This is a genomic window from Frigidibacter albus, from assembly GCF_009908165.1.
In the GTDB taxonomy this organism is placed as follows: Bacteria; Pseudomonadota; Alphaproteobacteria; order Rhodobacterales; family Rhodobacteraceae; genus Frigidibacter; species Frigidibacter albus.
The window spans coordinates 319769-338604 of sequence record NZ_JAAAUC010000002.1 but is presented as its reverse complement, the minus strand read 5'-3'; the positions used below and the strand labels follow the sequence as shown (position 1 = coordinate 338604).

23 protein-coding genes are annotated in these 18836 nt (G+C 68.7%); 7 read left to right on the top strand and 16 right to left on the bottom strand.

The window, feature by feature from the left end; all coding sequences use genetic code 11:
• Position 1: 1 nt before the first annotated feature.
• The 9 genes from GVY41_RS04160 to purC form a co-directional block, all read right to left on the bottom strand.
• On the bottom strand, positions 2-478 hold the full coding sequence (locus GVY41_RS04160; protein ID WP_229725931.1) for a DUF2155 domain-containing protein: 477 nt from the start codon (positions 476-478) through the stop codon (positions 2-4).
• The gene (gene mlaD / locus GVY41_RS04155; RefSeq protein ID WP_161343432.1) at positions 475-948 is read right to left on the bottom strand and encodes an outer membrane lipid asymmetry maintenance protein MlaD; all 474 of its coding nucleotides are present in this window, start codon (positions 946-948) and stop codon (positions 475-477) included. Before mlaD ends, GVY41_RS04160 begins: the two co-directional genes overlap by 4 nt.
• A 4-nt stretch (positions 949-952) precedes the next feature.
• Positions 953-1327: an NADH:ubiquinone oxidoreductase subunit NDUFA12 gene (locus tag GVY41_RS04150; protein ID WP_161343434.1), complete on the bottom strand. Its 375-nt coding sequence runs from the start codon at positions 1325-1327 to the stop codon at positions 953-955.
• Positions 1328-1646: 319 nt separating this feature from the next.
• Positions 1647-2921: an ATP-dependent Clp protease ATP-binding subunit ClpX gene (gene clpX, locus GVY41_RS04145; protein ID WP_161343436.1), complete on the bottom strand. Its 1275-nt coding sequence runs from the start codon at positions 2919-2921 to the stop codon at positions 1647-1649.
• A gap of 140 nt (positions 2922-3061) precedes the next feature.
• The gene (locus GVY41_RS04140; RefSeq protein WP_161343438.1) at positions 3062-3691 is read right to left on the bottom strand and encodes an ATP-dependent Clp protease proteolytic subunit; all 630 of its coding nucleotides are present in this window, start codon (positions 3689-3691) and stop codon (positions 3062-3064) included.
• Positions 3692-3810: 119 nt separating this feature from the next.
• Positions 3811-4530, bottom strand: a complete 720-nt coding sequence (locus GVY41_RS04135) for a DUF1194 domain-containing protein (protein ID WP_161343440.1) — start codon at positions 4528-4530, stop codon at positions 3811-3813.
• A 161-nt stretch (positions 4531-4691) separates the two neighbouring features.
• On the bottom strand, positions 4692-4931 hold the full coding sequence (purS, locus tag GVY41_RS04130) for a phosphoribosylformylglycinamidine synthase subunit PurS (protein WP_161343441.1): 240 nt from the start codon (positions 4929-4931) through the stop codon (positions 4692-4694).
• Between the two features lie 16 nt (positions 4932-4947).
• On the bottom strand, positions 4948-5292 hold the full coding sequence (locus GVY41_RS04125) for a ribonuclease E inhibitor RraB (protein ID WP_161343443.1): 345 nt from the start codon (positions 5290-5292) through the stop codon (positions 4948-4950).
• Positions 5293-5294: 2 nt separating this feature from the next.
• Positions 5295-6059 carry a phosphoribosylaminoimidazolesuccinocarboxamide synthase gene (gene purC / locus GVY41_RS04120; protein ID WP_066812867.1) on the bottom strand — a complete coding sequence of 255 codons (765 nt, stop codon included), beginning with the start codon at positions 6057-6059 and terminating at the stop codon, positions 5295-5297.
• Positions 6060-6294: 235 nt separating this feature from the next.
• Between purC and GVY41_RS04115 the strand changes: the two genes are divergently transcribed.
• The 3 genes from GVY41_RS04115 to bmt all read left to right on the top strand — a co-directional run bounded on the left by GVY41_RS04115 (position 6295) and on the right by bmt (position 9724).
• Positions 6295-6609, top strand: coding sequence for a DUF1476 domain-containing protein (locus GVY41_RS04115; protein ID WP_161343445.1), 315 nt, complete (start codon positions 6295-6297; stop codon positions 6607-6609).
• A gap of 179 nt (positions 6610-6788) precedes the next feature.
• The gene (locus tag GVY41_RS04110; RefSeq protein WP_161343447.1) at positions 6789-8714 is read left to right on the top strand and encodes a phosphatidylglycerol lysyltransferase domain-containing protein; all 1926 of its coding nucleotides are present in this window, start codon (positions 6789-6791) and stop codon (positions 8712-8714) included.
• On the top strand, positions 8711-9724 hold the full coding sequence (gene bmt / locus GVY41_RS04105; protein WP_161343449.1) for a betaine--homocysteine S-methyltransferase: 1014 nt from the start codon (positions 8711-8713) through the stop codon (positions 9722-9724). Before GVY41_RS04110 ends, bmt begins: the two co-directional genes overlap by 4 nt.
• Positions 9725-9901: 177 nt before the next feature.
• Here the strand turns inward: bmt and GVY41_RS04100 are convergent, their stop codons facing one another.
• Positions 9902-10984: a PA0069 family radical SAM protein gene (locus GVY41_RS04100; RefSeq protein WP_161343451.1), complete on the bottom strand. Its 1083-nt coding sequence runs from the start codon at positions 10982-10984 to the stop codon at positions 9902-9904.
• Between the two features lie 166 nt (positions 10985-11150).
• On the opposite strand from GVY41_RS04100, the gene GVY41_RS04095 reads away from it, so the two are divergent.
• The 4 genes from GVY41_RS04095 to GVY41_RS04080 are packed head-to-tail and all read left to right on the top strand — an operon-like array spanning position 11151 to position 13304.
• Positions 11151-11846, top strand: coding sequence for a corrinoid protein (locus GVY41_RS04095; RefSeq protein ID WP_161343453.1), 696 nt, complete (start codon positions 11151-11153; stop codon positions 11844-11846).
• A gap of 12 nt (positions 11847-11858) precedes the next feature.
• Complete coding sequence (locus GVY41_RS04090) at positions 11859-12428, top strand: ASCH domain-containing protein (RefSeq protein ID WP_161343455.1); 570 nt, start codon at positions 11859-11861, stop codon at positions 12426-12428.
• Between the two features lie 55 nt (positions 12429-12483).
• Positions 12484-12642: a hypothetical protein gene (locus tag GVY41_RS04085; protein ID WP_161343458.1), complete on the top strand. Its 159-nt coding sequence runs from the start codon at positions 12484-12486 to the stop codon at positions 12640-12642.
• Positions 12639-13304: a DUF1638 domain-containing protein gene (locus tag GVY41_RS04080; protein WP_373283245.1), complete on the top strand. Its 666-nt coding sequence runs from the start codon at positions 12639-12641 to the stop codon at positions 13302-13304. Before GVY41_RS04085 ends, GVY41_RS04080 begins: the two co-directional genes overlap by 4 nt.
• Here the strand turns inward: GVY41_RS04080 and GVY41_RS04075 are convergent.
• From GVY41_RS04075 to GVY41_RS04055, 6 genes are all read right to left on the bottom strand, one after another.
• Entirely contained in the window at positions 13301-14482 is a 1182-nt protein-coding gene (locus GVY41_RS04075) for a vWA domain-containing protein (protein ID WP_161343460.1), read from the bottom strand. The genes GVY41_RS04080 and GVY41_RS04075 overlap by 4 nt on opposite strands.
• Positions 14483-14491: 9 nt before the next feature.
• A complete protein-coding gene (locus GVY41_RS20070; protein ID WP_163535478.1) occupies positions 14492-14656 on the bottom strand; it encodes a hypothetical protein in 165 nt (54 codons plus the stop codon).
• A 25-nt stretch (positions 14657-14681) separates the two neighbouring features.
• Positions 14682-16106 carry a DUF2927 domain-containing protein gene (locus GVY41_RS04070; protein ID WP_161343462.1) on the bottom strand — a complete coding sequence of 475 codons (1425 nt, stop codon included), beginning with the start codon at positions 16104-16106 and terminating at the stop codon, positions 14682-14684.
• On the bottom strand, positions 16103-16558 hold the full coding sequence (locus tag GVY41_RS04065) for a GNAT family N-acetyltransferase (protein ID WP_161343464.1): 456 nt from the start codon (positions 16556-16558) through the stop codon (positions 16103-16105). The genes GVY41_RS04070 and GVY41_RS04065 overlap by 4 nt, the downstream gene beginning before the upstream one ends.
• Before the next feature lie 221 nt (positions 16559-16779).
• Positions 16780-17235 (bottom strand): DNA polymerase III subunit chi, encoded by a 456-nt coding sequence (locus GVY41_RS04060; protein WP_161343467.1) that lies wholly within the window; start codon positions 17233-17235, stop codon positions 16780-16782.
• Between the two features lie 6 nt (positions 17236-17241).
• Positions 17242-18720 (bottom strand): leucyl aminopeptidase, encoded by a 1479-nt coding sequence (locus GVY41_RS04055; RefSeq protein ID WP_161343469.1) that lies wholly within the window; start codon positions 18718-18720, stop codon positions 17242-17244.
• Between the last annotated feature and the right edge of the window lie 116 nt (positions 18721-18836).

Below are 18836 nucleotides of genomic sequence, written 5' to 3'. Positions count from 1 at the left end.
ATCAGTCGCTGCAGCCCAGAACCCACACGTCATAGCGCGGATGGTCCAAGGCCCACAGCGCCGGGCTGGCGGCGGTCATCCAGCCGTTGAACACCACCTCGCCGCGGTCGCGGATGGTCAGATGCGCGAAGGCATCCGAGCTGGGATCATTGGTTGGAAAGCGGCAATCGGACAGGCTCACCTCCAGCCGGAACATCGGCTGGGTCTGGCCAGTTTGCAGCGTCACATCGACGCTCTGCCCTGTCACCCGGTCGAGCCCGCGCAGCAGCGCGCCGGGGGCCGAAGTCACGGCGCCGGCCGCCTCGGAATCGACCGAGCTTTCGGGCTGCAGCGCCTCGGGCGTCACCGGCAGCGCCGGCAATTCCTCGATGCCGAACTCCTCCAGCGGCAGCGGCTCACCCTCGCCCTCCTGCGCCTCCAGCGGGCTCGCCAGCAGCAGGGCCGCCAGCAGGGGCCAGGCGAAGCGGCTGCGGTTCACTCCGCCGCCCCTTCGGCAGGCGCGTCATCGCCGCCGCCACCCGCAAAGGCCATCATCAGCGACAGGATGCTGACCGCGCCTTGGGTATCCTCGATCTCGGCCCCGGGCTCGAGGTTGATCGGGCTGCCACCAGGCACCAGCTCGACGAACGACCCGCCAAGCAACCCCTCGGAGGACACCAGAATCGCGCTGTCCTCGGGCATCAGGATATCGTCCCGCACCGCCACCGTCGCATCGGCAAAGAAGGTCGCCGGGTTGAGCGCCAGCGAGGTGACGCTGCCGACCTTCACCCCCGCCAGCCGCACATCGGTGCCGATATCGATGCCCTCGACCGACCGGAAGCTGGCCTTCAGCTCATAGTTCCCCGAAGGCGTGCCAAGGCCGGAGCCAAGCCCCGCATAGATTGCAAAGCCAAGGGCCACGGCCAGCACCGCGGCGCCGGTCAGGATTTCTGCGCGTGTCTCGGACATGGGGCTATTCCGGTTGCCAGGCCTCGTAATCGCGCCGTTCGGCCGGGGCCGCGCGGCGGATCGAGCCGGTGGGAGCATAGGCGGCGGCGGTGCCGGTCAGGTTTTCCACATGCGGCTTTTCCCAGGCCTTGCGCGGCAGCGGCGCATCGACCGGGCTCTCGTCCCAGGTGAAATGCAGCCAGCCATGCCAGTCGGGAGAGACCCGGCTCGCCTCGGATTCGCCGTTGTAGATCACCCAGCGGCGCTTGTCGTCAGCGGTGCGGTAGAAGATGTTGCCCTGATCATCCTCGCCCACCTTCACGCCGCGGCGCGCGGTGAAGATCTGGGTGCCAAGCGTCTGGCCGTTCCACCAGGTCAGCAGGCGAAGCAGGAATTTCATCGGGGACTCTCTCCGCAGGATCAGGCCGCAAACAGGCTGCGTCCCTTATACAAGAGCGCGGGCCGAGGTCCAGAGCCTAGGACAGCGCACGCGGGTCGCCGCCGGCACCCCCCACGAAAGAAGGCGGGGGGCCGTCTGCCCCCCGCGCCCCCCGAGGATATTTTGAAAAGGCAAAAGCGGACGCGGGCGCCCCTCATTCTTGCTGGGGAAAATATCCCGGGGGTCCGGGGGCGGCGCCCCCGGCGCCGGCCAAGGGCGGCACGTAAAAAAGGCGGCCCCTTTTGCAGGACCGCCCTTTCAACACCTTCGAGACACCGGATCAACGCGCCTTGGCGGCTGCCGGTTCCTTCTTGGCTTCAGAATGTATCAGCAGCGGTTTCGCCCCGGCGGTATCCACCGCATCGAGATTCACCACCACCTCTTCGACCGTCGCCAGCCCAGGCAGCTCGAACATGCTGTCGAGCAGGATATCCTCCATGATCGAGCGCAGGCCGCGCGCGCCGGTCTTGCGCTTGATGGCGCGCTTGGCGATCGCCTTCAGCGCATCCTCGGTGAAGGTCAGCTTCACGCCCTCGATGTCGAACAGCCGCTGGTATTGCTTGACCAGCGCGTTCTTCGGCTCGGTCAGGATGGTGACCAGCGCCTCTTCGTCCAGGTCGGTCAGCGTGGCGATCACCGGCAGACGGCCGACGAATTCCGGGATCAGCCCGAATTTCAGCAGATCTTCCGGTTCCAGCTCCATGAACATCTCGCCAACGCCGCGCGCATCGGGATCCTTGACATCGGCGCCAAAGCCCATGCCCGAGCCCTTGTTGCGCTGTGCGATGATCCGCTCCAGCCCGGCAAAGGCGCCGCCACAGATGAACAGGATGTTGGTGGTGTCCACCTGCAGGAACTCCTGCTGGGGATGCTTGCGCCCGCCCTGCGGCGGCACGGAGGCCACGGTGCCCTCCATGATCTTCAGCAGCGCCTGCTGCACGCCCTCGCCCGACACGTCGCGGGTGATCGAGGGATTGTCGGACTTGCGGGTGATCTTGTCGACCTCGTCGATATAGACGATGCCGCGCTGCGCCCGCTCGACGTTGTACTCGCTGGCCTGCAGCAGCTTGAGGATGATGTTCTCCACATCCTCGCCGACATACCCGGCTTCGGTCAACGTGGTCGCATCCGCCATCGTGAACGGCACGTCCAGGATCCGCGCCAGCGTCTGGGCCAGCAGGGTCTTGCCACAGCCGGTCGGGCCGATCAGCAGGATGTTGGACTTCGCCAGCTCGATATCCGCGGATTTCGAGGCATGGTTCAGGCGCTTGTAATGGTTGTGGACCGCCACCGACAGGACGCGCTTGGCATGGATCTGGCCGATCACGTAATCGTCCAGCACCTTGCAGATGTCGCGCGGCGTCGGAACGCCGTCGGTCGCCTTAAGCCCCGAGGTCTTGGTCTCCTCGCGGATGATGTCCATGCACAGTTCGACGCATTCATCGCAGATGAAAACGGTCGGGCCCGCGATCAGCTTGCGCACCTCATGCTGGCTCTTGCCGCAGAATGAGCAGTAGAGGGTATTCTTGCTGTCGCTGCCGGAATTGTTCGCCATCGGTATCCTCTGCGGCCTGCCTTGGGTGTGGCCCCGGCGTTCCCGGGCTGTCCTTTTCCCGAAAGTCTAGGACAGGCCCCTGTTCATCACAATGTCAAAATTCCCGCCGCCCCGGCGCTGGCCGGGCGCGGCGGAGGTGCTTACTTGGCCTCTTCGGCCTTGCCGCGATCGGCGAGGATATCGTCGATCAGGCCCCATTCCTTGGCGTCTTCCGCCGACATGAAGTTGTCCCGCTCCAGCGCGGCCTCGACGGTGGCGAGGTCCTGCCCGGTATGCTTCACGTAGATTTCATTCAGCCGGCGCTTCAGCTTCTCGGTCTCGCGGGCGTGGATCATGATGTCCGTCGCCTGGCCCTGATAGCCGCCCGAGGGCTGGTGCACCATCACCCGGCTGTTGGGCAGGCTGAAGCGCATGCCCTTTTCACCGGCGGTCAGCAGCAAGGACCCCATCGAGGCCGCCTGCCCGATCACCAGGGTCGAGACCTTCGGCTTGATGTATTGCATCGTGTCATAGATCGACAATCCGCTCGTCACCACACCGCCGGGGCTGTTGATATACATGCTGATTTCCTTGGACGGATTTTCCGCCTCAAGGAACAGCAGCTGCGCGCAGATCAGCGTCGACATGCCGTCATGCACCGGACCCGACAGGAAGATGATCCGCTCCTTCAGCAGGCGCGAATAGATGTCATAGGCCCGCTCGCCCCGGCTGGTCTGTTCGACAACCATCGGCACAAGGGTGTTCATGTAAAGATCGATCGGGTCTTTCATCGCGCTCGCCTGCCTCTTGCTTCCCTTGCGGGGACCATACCCACTTGTTCCTTGCCGGAGTCTTAGTTGTCCGGGCGGGGGGCTGCAAGGGGCGGGCCCCAGATGGGTTGGCTGATGGGTCAGCGCGCGGCAACGGCCGGCAACCCGTGCAGGCCCGAGATTTCGAGGATCAGCTTGCGTTTCACCGCATCGGCAAAGGCCGGGGCGGAGTCTGCCGTCACCACGAAGGCGCCCGGCCCGCCGATGATCCGGTCGCGGAACCCCGCCTCGATGCTGCCGCCCTCATCGCCCCAGCCGGCGCTGCAGCCCCGGCAGGCGATAGCCAGCCCGTTGATGGTGATGCCCGCGGCCAGCACCTCGGCCCGCGCCTCTTCGGTGGCCGGCCCGTTGAAATTGCCGGTGCTGTCCGCGGAAAAGTCGATAATGTGCCGCCAGCCCTGAATATCATTCTCCTCGATCAGCGCCTTGCCGAACAGCAGCGCGGCCCCGATGGCATTGCGGCCGAACGCTCGTCGCGGCGGGTCCAGCAGGGCTGCGGCAAAGGCAGCGGCCTCGGCCTCGCCGGCGATCACCATCCAGGGCACCACCACGTCCTGGCTGTCGAACTGGCCCCATTCGACATAGGTGATAGCGATGCTGCCATAGGCGGTGCCGGCAATCGCCGCCAGCACCTCGGGATCGGTCAGCGCCTGCGCATAGCCCTGCCGCTGGAACAGGATCTCCTCGGTGCTGATCGAGCCGGTGGCATCGGCCATCAGCACCAGCTCCAGATCGACCTCCTGCGCGGCGACTGGCGCGGCAAGCAGGGCAAGCACAGGGAAAAGGCGAGCAAGCTGCATCGGCGATCCTCCGGACGGGTCCGGGACTCGAGCTAGGGCCGCTGGCGGCGGGGTAAAGCCTTCCAGAAAACTTCCACGGGGCGCGGAGAGGCGAGAGTTAGAAAATTAGCCTTGGGAGCGGGCGCTTGCGGCCCGATCTTCACAGGTTACATTAACTGCGCTCAGCCGATCTCGATGGTGTATTTCTCGATCACCGTATTCGCCAGCAGCTTCTCGCACATCGCCCTGACCTCGACTTCCGCCGCGGCCTCGTCGGTCGCCGACAGCTCCAGCTCGATCACCTTGCCCTGCCGCACCGCCTCGACCCCCAAAAACCCCAACGAGCCAAGCGCATGGCGCACCGCCTCGCCCTGCGGGTCCAGAACTCCGTCCTTCAGCATCACATGCACGCGCGCTTTCATCCGCCAGCCTTCCTTGTCATTCCGCCGGCAAGACGGCGCAATCCCAGCCGTCATACTGCCAGCCCATTTGGTCCATCGTCTCGATCAGCCCCGCCACCTCGGCATCGAAGGCCGCGGAGGCCACCTCGCGCTCATGCTCGAGGATCAGCCCGTCACCCGCCGCGGTGAAGCGCGCCGTAAACCCGTAGCCCGCCACCGCATCCTTCAGCGCGCCATCGCTGGCGGCCTCTCCCGCAAGGTCCGGGAAGACGTAATGCGACACCTGCCGCACCCGCCGCCCGTCATCGCCCTGCCCGGCCAGCGCCTCGCGGATCATGCGGTTCCGCTCCGCCTGCCCGCGCTGGCGCGCTGCCAGATCCATCGTCAGTTGATCAGCGTCGGCTTGGTCATCGCCGTGGCATTCCCCGGCAGCACGCCAAGCCGGCGCGCCACTTCGGAATAGGCGTCGGTCAGACTGCCCAGATCGCGCCGGAACACGTCCTTGTCGAGCTTCTGCCCGGTCTTCACATCCCAGAGCCGGCAGCTGTCGGGCGAGATTTCATCGGCCACGATCAGCCGCATGAAATCGCCATCCCAGACCCGGCCAAGCTCGATCTTGAAGTCGATCAGCTTGATGCCGACGCCGTAGAACACGCCCGACAGGAAATCGTTGACCCGCAGCGCCAGCGCCACGATGTCATCGAGATCCTGCTGGTTGGCCCAGCCGAAGGCGACGATGTATTCCTCGGAAACCATCGGATCGCCGAGCTCGTCATTCTTGTAGCTGTATTCGACGATCGGCCGCGGCAGCGCCGTGCCCTCTTCCAGCCCCAGCCGCTTCGAGATCGACCCGGCGGCGAAGTTGCGCACGATCACTTCCAACGGGACGATTTCCACCTGGCGGATCAGCTGCTCGCGCATGTTCACGCGGCGGATGAAGTGGTTGGGCACGCCAATATTGGTCAGCCCGGTCATGAAGAACTCCGACAGGCGGTTGTTCAGCACGCCCTTGCCCTCGATCGTCGCCTTTTTCTGGGCGTTGAAGGCGGTCGCGTCATCCTTGAAATACTGGATCAGCGTTCCCGGCTCGGGGCCTTCATACAGGATCTTGGCCTTGCCTTCGTAGATCTTCTTGCGACGCGGTGCCATGGGCGCTTCCTTTGGTCTGCAGTCGAGGGCGGCGCGGACGGGCCGCGCCCCGGCTGGCAGGGGCCACCGGGGTTTACCGGCCCCTATAGGACAAGGCGCCCCCTACCGCAAGATGGCCCGCATCAATCCGCGCAAGCCTGCCCCTGACAGCGCTATCGGCGCAAGCCGGGGGTTGCAGCGAGGCCCCTGCGCGGGCATATGGGGGCGAAGGATCTTGCATCAGGGTGGGGAAGCCATGACCACGTTCGACGATCGGGAAAATGCGTTCGAAAACAAGTTCGCGCATGACGCCGAGCTTCAGTTCAAGGCCGAGGCACGGCGCAACAAGCTGGTGGGCCTCTGGGCGGCCGGACTTCTGGGCAAATCGGGGGCCGAGGCTGCCGCCTATGCCTCGGAAGTGGTGATGGCCGATTTCGAGGAAGCGGGCAACGCCGATGTGGTGCGCAAGCTGTCCGGCGACCTCGGCACCCATGCCGATGAGGCCACGATCCGCGCCAAGATGGCCGAATGCATGGCCGAGGCCAAGCGCCAGCTGATGACCGAAGTCTGAGGGGCGGACCAGCCGCCCTCCGACCTATGTGATTGCCTTGCAAGGCCGCGCGGACCCGCCTCCGCGCGGCCTTTGCTTTGGCTGCGCTGTTGCGCAGCGCGTTAAGCCGCCGTGAACCGCCAGCCGGTAAGTCTGCCCGCAAGGGCGTGGGGCTCGGGGTTCAAGGGCGGGCAGAGGAAATGCGGGACTGGGGACAGGCCGGGCACGAGGGTGCTGCGGCATATGGCGCGCTGACGCCGTGGCGGGGCGCGGTGCGGCATCTGCTGCCGTTGGCGCTGATGGTGCTGTTCGTGCTGGCGCTGCGAGAAAAGGCGGCGGCGCTGGACCTTGCCGCGGTGGGCGCGGCGCTGGCCGGCGTCTCGGCGCTGCAATGGCTGGCGGCGGTGGCCGCGACCGCGATCAGCTTTGCGGCGCTTGCGCAATATGACGTGCTGATCCACCGCCAGCTGGGAACCGCCCTGCCCGAGGCGCAGGTCCGCCACGCCGGGGCCGCCGCCATCGCGCTCAGCCAGACACTTGGCTTTGGCATCGTCACCGGCGCGCTGGTGCGCTGGCGGATGCTGCCGGGGACCAGCCTTGGCCAGGCGACGCGGATCGCCGCGCAGGTGGCGCTGGCCTTTCTGGCGGGATGGGCGGTGGTGACGGCGGCGGCGGTGGCGGTGCTGCCCGTGGCGGTACCGGGCGCACGAGGGATGGCGCTGGCGGTGCTGGCCGGGTTTGGCGCGCTGGCGGCGCTGGCCTTCTGGCAACCGCAGCGGTTTCCGCCCCTGCCGGTCGCGGCCCGCATCGTGGCGCTGGCCGCGCTGGATACCGCCGCCGCCGCTCTGGCGCTGTGGGTGCTGCTGCCCGGCGGCGTGGAGTATGGCGCGGCGCTGCTGCCCGCCTTCCTGCTGGCGCTTGGTGCAGGGCTGATCTCGGGCACTCCGGGCGGCGTCGGTGCCTTCGAACTGGCCCTGCTGTCGCTGCTGCCCGAGCAACCGGCCGAGCCGCTGCTGGCCGCCGTGCTGGCCTGGCGCGCCGTCTATTACGCGCTGCCCGCCGCGCTTGGGGTGCTGGCGATGGCGCGGCCTTCGAGGGCGAGTACCCCGCGGAGGCTGCCGCAGGTGCGGCGCGCCGGCCCGGTCCCGGAGGCTCCACGTGCCGAGACCGGTCTTCTGATGCAAGGCGAGCACGGGCTGCTGCTGGCCCGCGATGGCACCCCCGGCTGGCTGCTGTCCGAGACCGGGCAGACGGTGACAGCGCTGCTGGATCCGGTGGCCCCAGAGGTACTGGCGGATATGCTGGCACAGGTGCGGGCACAGGCGGCGCTGCGGGGTCGCGTGGCCTGCCTCTACAAGATCAGCGCCCGCACCGCAGCGCAGGCGCGCGCCGTCGGCTGGACTGTGCTGCCGGTCGCACAGGAGGCGGTGATCGATCCGGCCGGCTTCGCCTTGGCCGGCCCCGCCCATGCCGGCCTGCGCCGCAAGCTGCGCCATGTCGCCAAGGCGGGGGTCACGGTGACCTCGGTGCCGCCCGGCGGCGCGCTTCCGGTGGCGCAGATGGCCGCGCTCTCGGCGGCTTGGGTCACGGCGCGGGACGGCGAGCGGGGGTTCTCGATGGGCCGCTACACGCCCGGATATGTCGCGGGCCAGCACTGCCTGCTGGCCTGGCAGGCGGGGCGGCTGGTGGCTTTCGTCAGCTTCCACACCACCCGCGGCGAATGGGCGCTGGACCTGATGCGCAACGGTGGCGGGCTTCCCGATGGCACCATGCAGGCGCTGATTGCCGAGGCCATTGCGCAGGCGGCAGAGGCCGGAGTGCCCAGACTGTCCCTCGCCGCGGTGCCGCCGGACCCGGCGCGGCTGCGTGGGCTCGCCGCGCGCATCTGGCGGCTGGCAGCCCGCCACCCCTGCGGCCTCGCGCAGTTCAAGGCGGGCTTCGCACCGCGCTGGCAGACGCTCTACATCGCAGCACCCGGGCCACTGTCCCTCGCCCTCGCCGCGGCCGACATCGCCCGGGCGATCCGGCATCCGCCGCCCCTCCCCGGCACCGAATATGGATTTGCCTCGGCCAGCCCGGCATGGCAAGGATCGGCGATGCCCTGCCCTGAAAGGTTGCCCCGATGACCGACGCGCTTTCCCGCATGCTTGCCAGCCGCGACTGGATCCTGGCCGATGGCGCGACCGGGACCAACCTGTTCAACATGGGCCTCAGCTCGGGCGAGGCGCCGGAGATGTGGAATATCGAGCGCCCGGATGCGATCCGCAGCCTCTATCGCGGCGCGGTGGAGGCGGGGTCGGACCTGTTCCTCACCAACTCCTTCGGCGGCAATGCCAGCCGGCTGAAGCTGCATGGCGCGCAAGGCCAGGTGCACGAGCTGAACCGCATCGCCGCCGCCCTTGGCCGCGAGATCGCCGATGCCGCGGGCCGCGAAGTGGTCGTGGCGGGCTCGGTGGGGCCGACGGGCGAGATCATGCAGCCGATGGGCAGCCTGACCCATGCCATCGCGGTCGAGATGTTCCACGAACAGGCCGAGGGGCTGAAGGCCGGCGGCGCGGATCTGCTGTGGGTGGAGACCATCTCGGCCCCCGAAGAATATGCCGCGGCGGCCGAGGCGGCGGCGCTGGCGGGGATGCCCTGGTGTGGCACCATGAGTTTCGACACCGCGGGCCGCACGATGATGGGCGTCACCTCGGCACAGATGGCGGCGCAGGTCGACAAGCTGCCCAACCCGCCGCTGGCCTTCGGCGCCAATTGCGGGGTCGGCGCGTCGGACCTGTTGCGCACCGTGCTTGGCTTCGTCGCCGCGGGGGCCGGGCGGCCGATCATCGCCAAGGGCAATGCCGGCATCCCGAAATACCATGACGGGCATATCCATTACGACGGCACGCCCGCGCTGATGGGCGAATATGCGGTGCTGGCCCACAACGCCGGCGCCCGGATCATCGGCGGCTGCTGCGGCACGATGCCGGAGCATCTGCGGGCGATGCGGGCGGCGCTGGAGGCTCACCCGACCGGCCCCCGCCCGACGCTGGACGAGATCACCGCCGCGCTTGGCGGGTTTTCGTCGGCGAGCGACGGGACCGGCGACACCTCGGGCGATCCGAAGCGGGAGCGGCGCGGGCGGCGCGGCTGAGCTGACCGGCACGGCCAGCGCCGGGGGCGCTGCCCCCGGACCCCCGGGATATTTCAGCCAGCAAGAAGGGCAAGGGGAGCCAGCCACCCCGGAGCGCCCCTTTTCGCCTTTGCCTTTTCCAAATATCCCCGGGGGTCCGGGGGCAGGAGGCCCCCGGCGCTGGCCGCAGGCACGCCCTCAGAACATCTCCAGTTGATCCCCCACCCGCGGCGGCACCCGGAACGCCCCGCAATCCAGCCGCGGCAGCGCCCCGTCCAGCCCCAGCCGTTTCGCGGCGACCCGGAAGCGCAGCGACAGCAGCTGCGCCTCCACCCCCTCGCCCTTCATCCGGCTGCCAAAGCGCGGGTCGTTGTCACGGCCGCCGCGCATGGCGCGCAGGCGGCTCATCACATGTTCGGCCTGGCCCGGCACGTTGCGGCGCAGCCAGTCGGTGAACAGCGGCGCCACCTCATGCGGCAGGCGCAGCAGGATCCAGGTCGCGGCCCCTGCCCCGGCCTCCTGCACCGCCGCCAGGATCGCCTCGGCCTCGGTATCGGTCAGCACCGGGATCACCGGGGCGATCATGGCGCGGACCGGCACGCCCGCGGCAGCCAGCGCGCGGATCGCGGCCAGGCGGCGGGCGGGGCTCGGCGCCCGCGGCTCCAGCTTGCGGCAGAGACCCTCGTTCAGCGTGGTGATGGAAATGCCGACCTGCGCCAGGCCCATGCTGGCCATCTCGGTAAGGATGTCGATGTCGCGCTCGATCAGCGCGCCCTTGGTGACGATGGCGACCGGGTGGCGGAAGTCGCGCAGCACCTCGAGGATCTGGCGCATGATCCGGTATTTGCCCTCGATCGGCTGGTAGGGGTCGGTATTGGTACCGATGGCGAGGGGGGCCACCTTGTAGCCGGGTTTGGAGAGTTCCCGCGCCAGCACCTCGGGCGCGGTCGGGCGGGCGACCAGTTTCGTCTCGAAGTCCAGCCCCGGCGAGAGGCCCAGATAGCTGTGCGAGGGGCGGGCAAAGCAATAGATGCAGCCATGCTCGCAGCCCCGGTAAGGGTTCAGGGAACGGTCGAAGGGGATGTCGGGCGAGGTGTTGCGGGTCAGCACGGATCGCGGGCGCTCCAGTGCCACCTCGGTCCGGGCCAGCCGCTCCTCCTCGGGGATGTCCCAGCCATCTTGCTCCACCGCGCGGGCATAAGGCTCGAACCGGCCCACCGGGTTGGCGGCGGCGGCACGGGCGCGCAGGCGCAGGGCGGGATCGGCGGGGGGCAGGGTCATGGATCGAACATAGAACATTAAGGGAACATCCGCCAAGATGATTCCGGCGGGATGCCCCGCGTCGGAACCGGCATGGCCAATGTCGCAATCCGCCAATCGGGGCGGCGGCTTTGCCTGCATGACGGACCAAGACGCGGGCCGCGCAAGGCCCGCCGGGAGAGCAGCCATGGCCGACGAAGAGATCATCCTGTCCGAGCTCGACGATGACGAGCTGGTCCTGCAGATGCATGACGACCTCTATGACGGTCTGCGCGAGGAGATCGAGGAATCGGTCGGCATCCTCTTGGAACGCGGCTGGACCCCCTATGACGTGCTGACCAAGGCGCTGGTCGCCGGGATGACCATCGTCGGCGCCGATTTCCGCGACGGCATCCTGTTCGTGCCCGAAGTGCTGCTGGCCGCGAATGCGATGAAGGGCGGCATGGCGATCCTCAAGCCGCTGCTGATCTCCACCGGCGCGCCGCGCGTCGGCAAGATGGTGATCGGCACCGTGAAGGGCGACATCCACGACATCGGCAAGAACCTGGTGGCGATGATGATGGAAGGCGCGGGTTTCGAGGTGCTGGACCTTGGCATCAACAACTCGGTCGAGAAATACCTGGCCGCGCTGGAGGCCGAGCAGCCCGATATCCTTGGCATGTCGGCGCTGCTGACCACCACCATGCCCTACATGAAGGTGGTGATCGACACGCTGGTCGAGAAAGGCCTGCGCGAGGACTATATCGTGCTGGTCGGCGGCGCGCCGCTGAACGAGGAGTTCGGGCGGGCGATCGGCGCCGATGCCTATTGCCGCGATGCCGCCGTGGCGGTGGAGACGGCAAAGACCTTCGTCGCCCGCAAGCACAACCAGCTGGCCGGCTGACGGGACCTGGCCGTGCTGTTCCGTGCGCAAACCCTGCAGCGGATCGCAAAGGGTGAAATCACCGTTGCCTTCCGCCGATGGGCGTTGCCGCGCGCCAAGGCCGGTGGCCGTCAGCGTACGCCGGTGGGCGAGTTGCGGATCGACATGGTCGAGGCGGTCCGCGAGGCCGACATCGGCGAGAGCGATGCGCGCCTTGCCGGCTTTGCCAACCGCGAGGCGCTGCTGGCGGACCCGCTCCTGCAGGGCACCGAGCCGATCTGGCGCATCGCCTTCACCCACGGACCCGATCCGCGCAGCGCGCTGCGCCTGGACGTGCCAGGCGCCGAGGAGGCCGACACGATCCTTGCGCGCCTGGCCGAAACCGCGCGCCGTGCGGAGTTCGATCCGCTGCAACGCCTTGCCGTCATCGCCGCCAACCCCGGACGCCGTGCGCCCGACCTTGCCGCCGAAGCCGGTGTGGAGACGCAGGTGTTCAAGCGCCAGATCCGCTGGTTGAAGGAGCAGGGCCTGACCGAAAGCCTTGCCACAGGCTATCGCCTGAGCCCGCGTGGGCAGGCCGTGCTGGACCGCAGCCGCAGCTAGCCGCGCCTTCTCTTTCGGGTGCGGTGCACCTACATTGCTGCGAAAGGAGGCCGCGATGCCCGTCCATGTCTTCGCCACCATGACCCTGATCGTGATTGCCGCAGCAGGGGCCACACTTGCGATCTGGTCGCTTGCCGGGTTGCCGCTGGCCGTGCTCGGCGTCGCCGCGCTCTGTGCCAGCCTGATCCTTGGCTGGCGCGGCCTGCGCCGGTGACCGCCCTACCGGGCCATGTCTCGGCAGCCCCTGTGCCGCCCGACTCGGTGCTGACCGACACCGGCCTGCCCCCCGCGCGGGTCGGCCGGGTGCTGCTGATCGCCTGCGGGGCGCTGGCGCGGGAAATCCTGGACCTGAAATCCGCGAATGGCTGGGACCATCTGGATCTGACCTGCCTGCCCGCAAACCTGCATCTCTGGCCCGACAGGATCACCGCGGCGGTGGCCGAGGCGGTGGCGAAGCACCGGGCGGACTATGACAAGCTGTTCGTGGTCTATGCCGATTGCGGCACCGGCGGGCTGCTGGCCGCGAAATGCGCCGAGCTGGGGGTGGAGATGGTGGAAGGCCCGCATTGCTACGCCTTCTTCGAGGGCAATGCCGCCTTCGCTGCCCGGGCCGAGGAGGAGATGGGGGCCTTCTACCTCACCGATTTCCTCGTGCGCCAGTTCGACGCCTTCGTCTGGCGGCCCTTGGGTCTCGACCGGCATCCCGAGCTGCGCGGGATGTATTTCGGGAATTATGACCGGCTGGTCTATCAAGCCCAGACCGACGATCCGGTCCTCGATGCCAAGGCGGCGGACTGCGCGGCGCGGCTGGGGCTCCGCTATGTGCGGCGGCTGACGGGCTATGGCGACCTCACCCCCGCGCTGGCGCGGCTCTAACCCAAAGCCTTCATCGCCCGGGTAATCCCGTCCAGCGTCAGCGGGAACATCCGCTCCTCGAACTGCGCCCTGATGATCTGCACCGACTGCGTGTAGCCCCACATCCGCTCTGGCAGCGGGTTCAGCCAGACATGCGCGGGCCAGGCCTCGCGCGCGCGCTTCAGCCAGACCTCGCCGGCCTCGGGGTTCCAATGCTCATTGGCACCGCCCGGATGCAGGATCTCGTAGGGCGACATCGACGCATCGCCGACGATCACGCATTTGTAGTCGGCCCCATAGGTGCGCAGCACCTCCAGCGTCGGGATCTGCGCGTTCCAGCGGCGCTTGTTGTCGCGCCACAGCCCCTCATAGAGGCAGTTGTGGAAGTAATAGGCCTCCAGATGCTTGAACTCGGCCCGCGCCGCCGAGAACAGCTCTTCCACCGCCTGCACATGTGCGTCCATCGACCCGCCGACATCCAGCAGCAGCAGCACCTTCACCGCATTGCGCCGCTCGGGCCGGGTCTTCACATCCAGATAGCCCTGCTCGGCGGTCGAGCGGATGGTGCCCGGCAGGTCCAGCTCCTCATGCGCGCCGTCGCGGGCCCATTTGCGCAGGCGTTTCAGCGCCACCTTGATGTTGCGGGTGCCAAGCTCCACCTGGTCGTCGAAATCGCGGAACTCGCGCTTGTCCCAGACCTTGACCGCGCGCTGGTGGCGGCTGCCCTCCTGGCCGATCCGCACGCCCTCGGGGTTGTAGCCATAGGCGCCGAAGGGCGAGGTTCCGGCAGTGCCGACCCATTTGCTGCCGCCCTGATGGCGGCCCTTCTGTTCCTCCAGCCGCTGGCGCAGCGTCTCCATCAGCTTGTCGAAGCCGCCAAGCGCCGCGATCTCGGCCTTCTCCTCCGGCGTCAGCAGCTTCTCGGCCAGCTTCTCCAGCCATTCGGGCGGCAGGTCCACCGCCTCCAGCACCTGCTCGGCACTGAGCGCCTGCAACCCGGAAAACGCTTCGGAAAAGGCCCGGTCGAAGCGGTCGATATGCCGCTCATCCTTCACCATGATCGCGCGGGCGAGGTAGTAGAAGCCGTCCACGTCATAGGTGACAAGGCCCGCCTGCATCGACTCCAGAAACGCCAGATACTCGCGGACAGAGACCGGAACCCCGTGTCCCCTGAGCCCCTCGAAGAACGGCAGGAACATCGGCGGGCCTCAGGCCAGGCGGTCGAGGAAGATCGCCAGGAACAGCGCCAGCAGCGCGAAGGCGATGCCGAAGGACAGCGCATATTGCGCAATGTCGAAACGGGTGCCCTTGCGCCTGCGCGCCAGCAGCCCGCCCCACAGCGCCCCGATCACGAATCCGGCCAGCACGATCATGCAGTCAGTCCTTTCCTGCGCCGGGTCATTGCGCCGCGGCAGCCATCCGCGCCCGCGGCGACAGCGCCGCGATCTCCGCCACCCGGCGGCGCACCTCAAGCTCTGGCCCGAAGCCATAGCGCGCCCACCCCATCGCGTCCAGCCGCACCTCCCGCGCCTCGGAGGCGCGCCCCAGCAGCTCCAGCGCCTCGGCCCGCAGCAGCATCAGCGTCGCCAGCAGCGCCGCATTCTCGGCCTGCGCCACCACCGGCAGCGAGCGTTCCACGAAGGTCAGCGTATCCTCGGCCTGCCCCGCCGACAGCGCAAAGGCCGCCAGCTGCATGTCCACATGCGCCGCCTGAATCTCCATCCCCGGGCGCGAGCGGTAGATCAGCGCCGCGCGCAGGAAGCCGGTGAACGCGGTCTCCAGATCGCCCGACAGGCTGAGCCGCGCCAGCGCGAACCAGGCAAAGCCGGCGCGGGCATCGGTCCAGCCCGAGGCCTGCGCGATCGCCACCGCCCGCCGCGCCGCCTCCCGCCGCGCCGAGTCGGACGCGCGCGGCCCAAGCGCCCGCTCCACCGCGTCGATCCAGGCCCGCGGCGTGGGATCGGCCGGCGCGCTTTGCGCCGCGCTGCCGCCGCGCGGATTGGCGCGGGCCAGCAGCCCCGGCAGCCGCGCCGCCACCTCGGCCCGGGTCATGCCGCTGGCGAGTTCGGGCGCGTAATAGGTCCGCAGCACCAGCATGTCGAAGCCGGTCAGGACCGCGTGGAAATTGTCGTCGTTGAACACGGTATCGGGCAGGCGGTAGATGTCATTCAGCGGGCCAAGCGCCTGGGCCACCTCTTCATGCAGGCAATCGCGGATCTCCTGCGGCGAGGTGTCATTGGGAACGATCACCGTCGCGCGCTGCCGCACCGTCAGCGTCGCCCAGTCGAGCAGGGCCGAGCGGCGGGCGGCGCGGTACTCATCCCAGCTGCTGACGCGCGGCACCACGAAACAGGCGGCCTCCGGCACCAGCGCCTGCATCTGGGCGCGCGGCAGGAACTCCACCACGATCACATTGCCCTCGGCCGGGGCCGGGCCTGCCACCACGCGCAGCGGGATGCTCGCCTCGGCCCGCAGCCGCGCCGCCAGCTTGTCGATATCGGCGCGGGCGGTGGGTGGCACGCTGCCGGTGACATGCAGCGCGACGGGGCCTTCGAAGCGCGTCAGCACCGGCAACTCCCGCCCGCTCTCCATCTGGAAGCTCAGCTCCAGAAAGTCCCGCGCGATCTGGGCGTTCGGGCGCAGCACCGGCATTGGCCGCGTCGCGCCGAACTGGCGCATCGGCGGCAGCGGTTCGGCATTCGGGAAGCTGACCGGCGTGGCGCGCAGAGAGGACACAGGGGCGCCCGACGGGGCGCATCCGGCCAAAGCCAGTGCAAGAATCAGCGCCGCGCGAAGGCCGGCAAAGGGGGCGGCACTGGTCATGCCGGGCGATTGTAGCGCAGGAACGGCGATTGCACGCCCACCCGGTCATAGAGCTGCCGTGCGGTGGTGTTGCCCTCATTGGTCAGCCAATAGACTGCCGGTGCCCCCAGCCGGTCCGCCTCGGCATAGACCGCCTCGACCAGCGCCCGGCCCACGCCGCTGCCGCGGGTGCCAGGCGCCACATAGAGATCCTGCAGATAGGTCACATGCTCGATCTTCCAGCCACTGCGATGCAGCAGGAACTGCACCAGCCCCACCGCCTGCCCACCCTGCCGCGCGATCATCCCGCGCGGATCATAGACGCCGTCCCCCAGCAGCCGCGCCCAGGTCGAGGCATGGACCTCGGCCGGCAACACCGTGCTGTAGAAGGCCAGATAGGCTGTCCACAGCCGGGACCAGTCCGGTTCATCCTCGGGCATCAGCGGCCGGATCTCGAGCGGGAAGGCGGTCATGTCGGGGGTCCGGTCTGCTGTCACAATCCTGCCCCCGCTTACCGGCTTCCGCGCGGGGGGTCACGGTGATTCTGCGCCGCCCCCCTCACGCCAGCGAGAGCGCGCCACTACCTTTCGAGCGCCCCCTCCGCTTCTTGCTGGCGAAAGTATCCCGGGGGTCCGGGGGCAGCGCCCCCGGCTTTGGCAACGTCCGGGGGCAGCGCCCCGCCTCGGCCAGGCACTCACCGCTCCGCCTTCTTCTCCCAGCCCCCGCCCTCTTCGCTCCAATACTGTGCCGAAGACCCGGCGCCGGTCAGTTCGCGCCACTGCACCCGGGCAGCAGCCAGCGCGGCACCATCGAGCCCGTCGAACAGGATCCACACCCGCTGCAATGCCGCCACCTCCTCGGCCGTCACCGCCGCGCCGCCGATCGCCATCAGCGCCTGCGGATCGTTGGGCAGCCCGCCCGCCGTGGTCAGCAGCACCGGCTGCTCGGCATTATGCGGCCCGCCCGCGAGGCCATGCGGCAGGAAGCCCGCCTCATCCCCCGCCCACAGCGCCGCATCGAGCCGCGACAGCACGCCAGCATCGCTGCCGCGCAGGGTCACGCGCCAGCCCTGCTTCAGCGCGCGGCCAAGGATCGTCTCGGCCGTCTGCTCGAGGGTAGAGCGGGTCAGCTGGTAGAAGAGGGCCGGCATGAGACCTCAGCCCTTGTCGGCCGGCTCATAGCCATCCTGGATCAGCCGGTTCAGCGCCATCACCCCCCAGCCGCTGGCGCCCTTCGGGGCCAGCGCGGTTTCCGACGGCGGCAGCGCCACCCCGGCGATGTCGAGGTGGATCCAGGGCATCCCGTCCTGGATGAACCGCGCCAGGAACTGCGCCGCGGTGATCGCGCCGCCGGGGCGCCCGCCCACGTTCATCATGTCGGCGATGCGGGATTTCAGCTTGGCATCATAGGCCGCGCCCATCGGCATCCGCCAGGCGCCCTCGCCTTCGGCCTTCGCGGCCTTGAGGAAGGCCCCCGCGAAGGCGTCGTTGTTGGAGAAGACGCCGGCATTCTCATGCCCCAGCCCGATGATGATCGCGCCGGTCAGCGTGGCCAGGTCGATCACGCCCGAGGGCTTGAAGCGGTCCTGCGCGTACCAGAGCACATCGGCCAGCACCAACCGCCCTTCCGCATCGGTGTTGATGACCTCGATGGTGTCGCCCTTCATCGAGCGGACCACATCCCCGGGGCGCTGCGCGCGCCCGTCGGGCATGTTCTCGACCAGCCCGACGATCCCGACGACATTGGCCTTCGCCCCGCGCAGCGCCAGCGTGCGCATCACCCCCGCGACCACGCCGGCGCCGCCCATGTCCATCGTCATCTCTTCCATGCCGCCCGCGGGCTTGATGGAAATCCCGCCGGTGTCGAACACCACGCCCTTGCCGACCAGCGCCAGTGGCGGCTCGTCCCCGCCGCCGTTCCACTGCATGACCACGACCTTGGAGGGGCTTTCCGAGCCCATGCCGACGGCGACGAGCGCGCCCATGCCCAGTTTCACCAGCTCCTCTTCCTCGAGGATCTCGACATCGAGCCCAAGCTCGTGCATCGCCGCCAGCCGGGCCGCGAAGTCATAGGTGGTCAGCACGTTGGCCGGTTCGTTGATCAGGTCGCGGGTGAAGAACACGCCCTCGGCCAGCGCCGCCATCGGGCGCGCCTCGGCCGCCACCGCCTCGGGCTTGGCGACCATGAAGGTGACCTCGCCAAGCAGCTTCGGCTCTGCGGTCTTGTGGGCGGTGAAGTCATAGGCCCGCAGCGCAAGGCCAAGCGCGATCTCGGCGGCGCGCGGGTGATTGCCGGCCAGCACCAGCGCGCCCGCCTCGGTCAGGGTCTTGCCGATGGCGGCGCCGGCCTTGCGGGCGTCCTCGACGCTGGCCTTGCGGTCCAGCCGGATCACCTGCACCGCCTCGGCCGCAAGGCCCGCCGGATAGCCAAGATCGGCTCCCTCGCCCGCCTTCAGCTTGCCGAAGGCGGGGCTGGCGGCATAGCGCGACAGCGCCCCCTTCATCGCCCGGTCCAGCCGCTTGGCGCCGGTGTCAAGCGCGCCGCCCTCGGGCAGCAGCACGGCGATGCGCCCGGCATGGCCGGCCAGCGCCTCGACATCGGTTTCGCGAAAATGGATGGCGACGGGTGCGGTCATGGGGCTGCCTTTGCTCTGCGGTCTGAAATCTGGGTGCCTTGGGTGGCGGTCCGGCTTGCCCGGCGGGCGGCCCGGCCGGAGGGGGCGAGGGGCGGCCTCCGGCGGCGGGCGGGGTT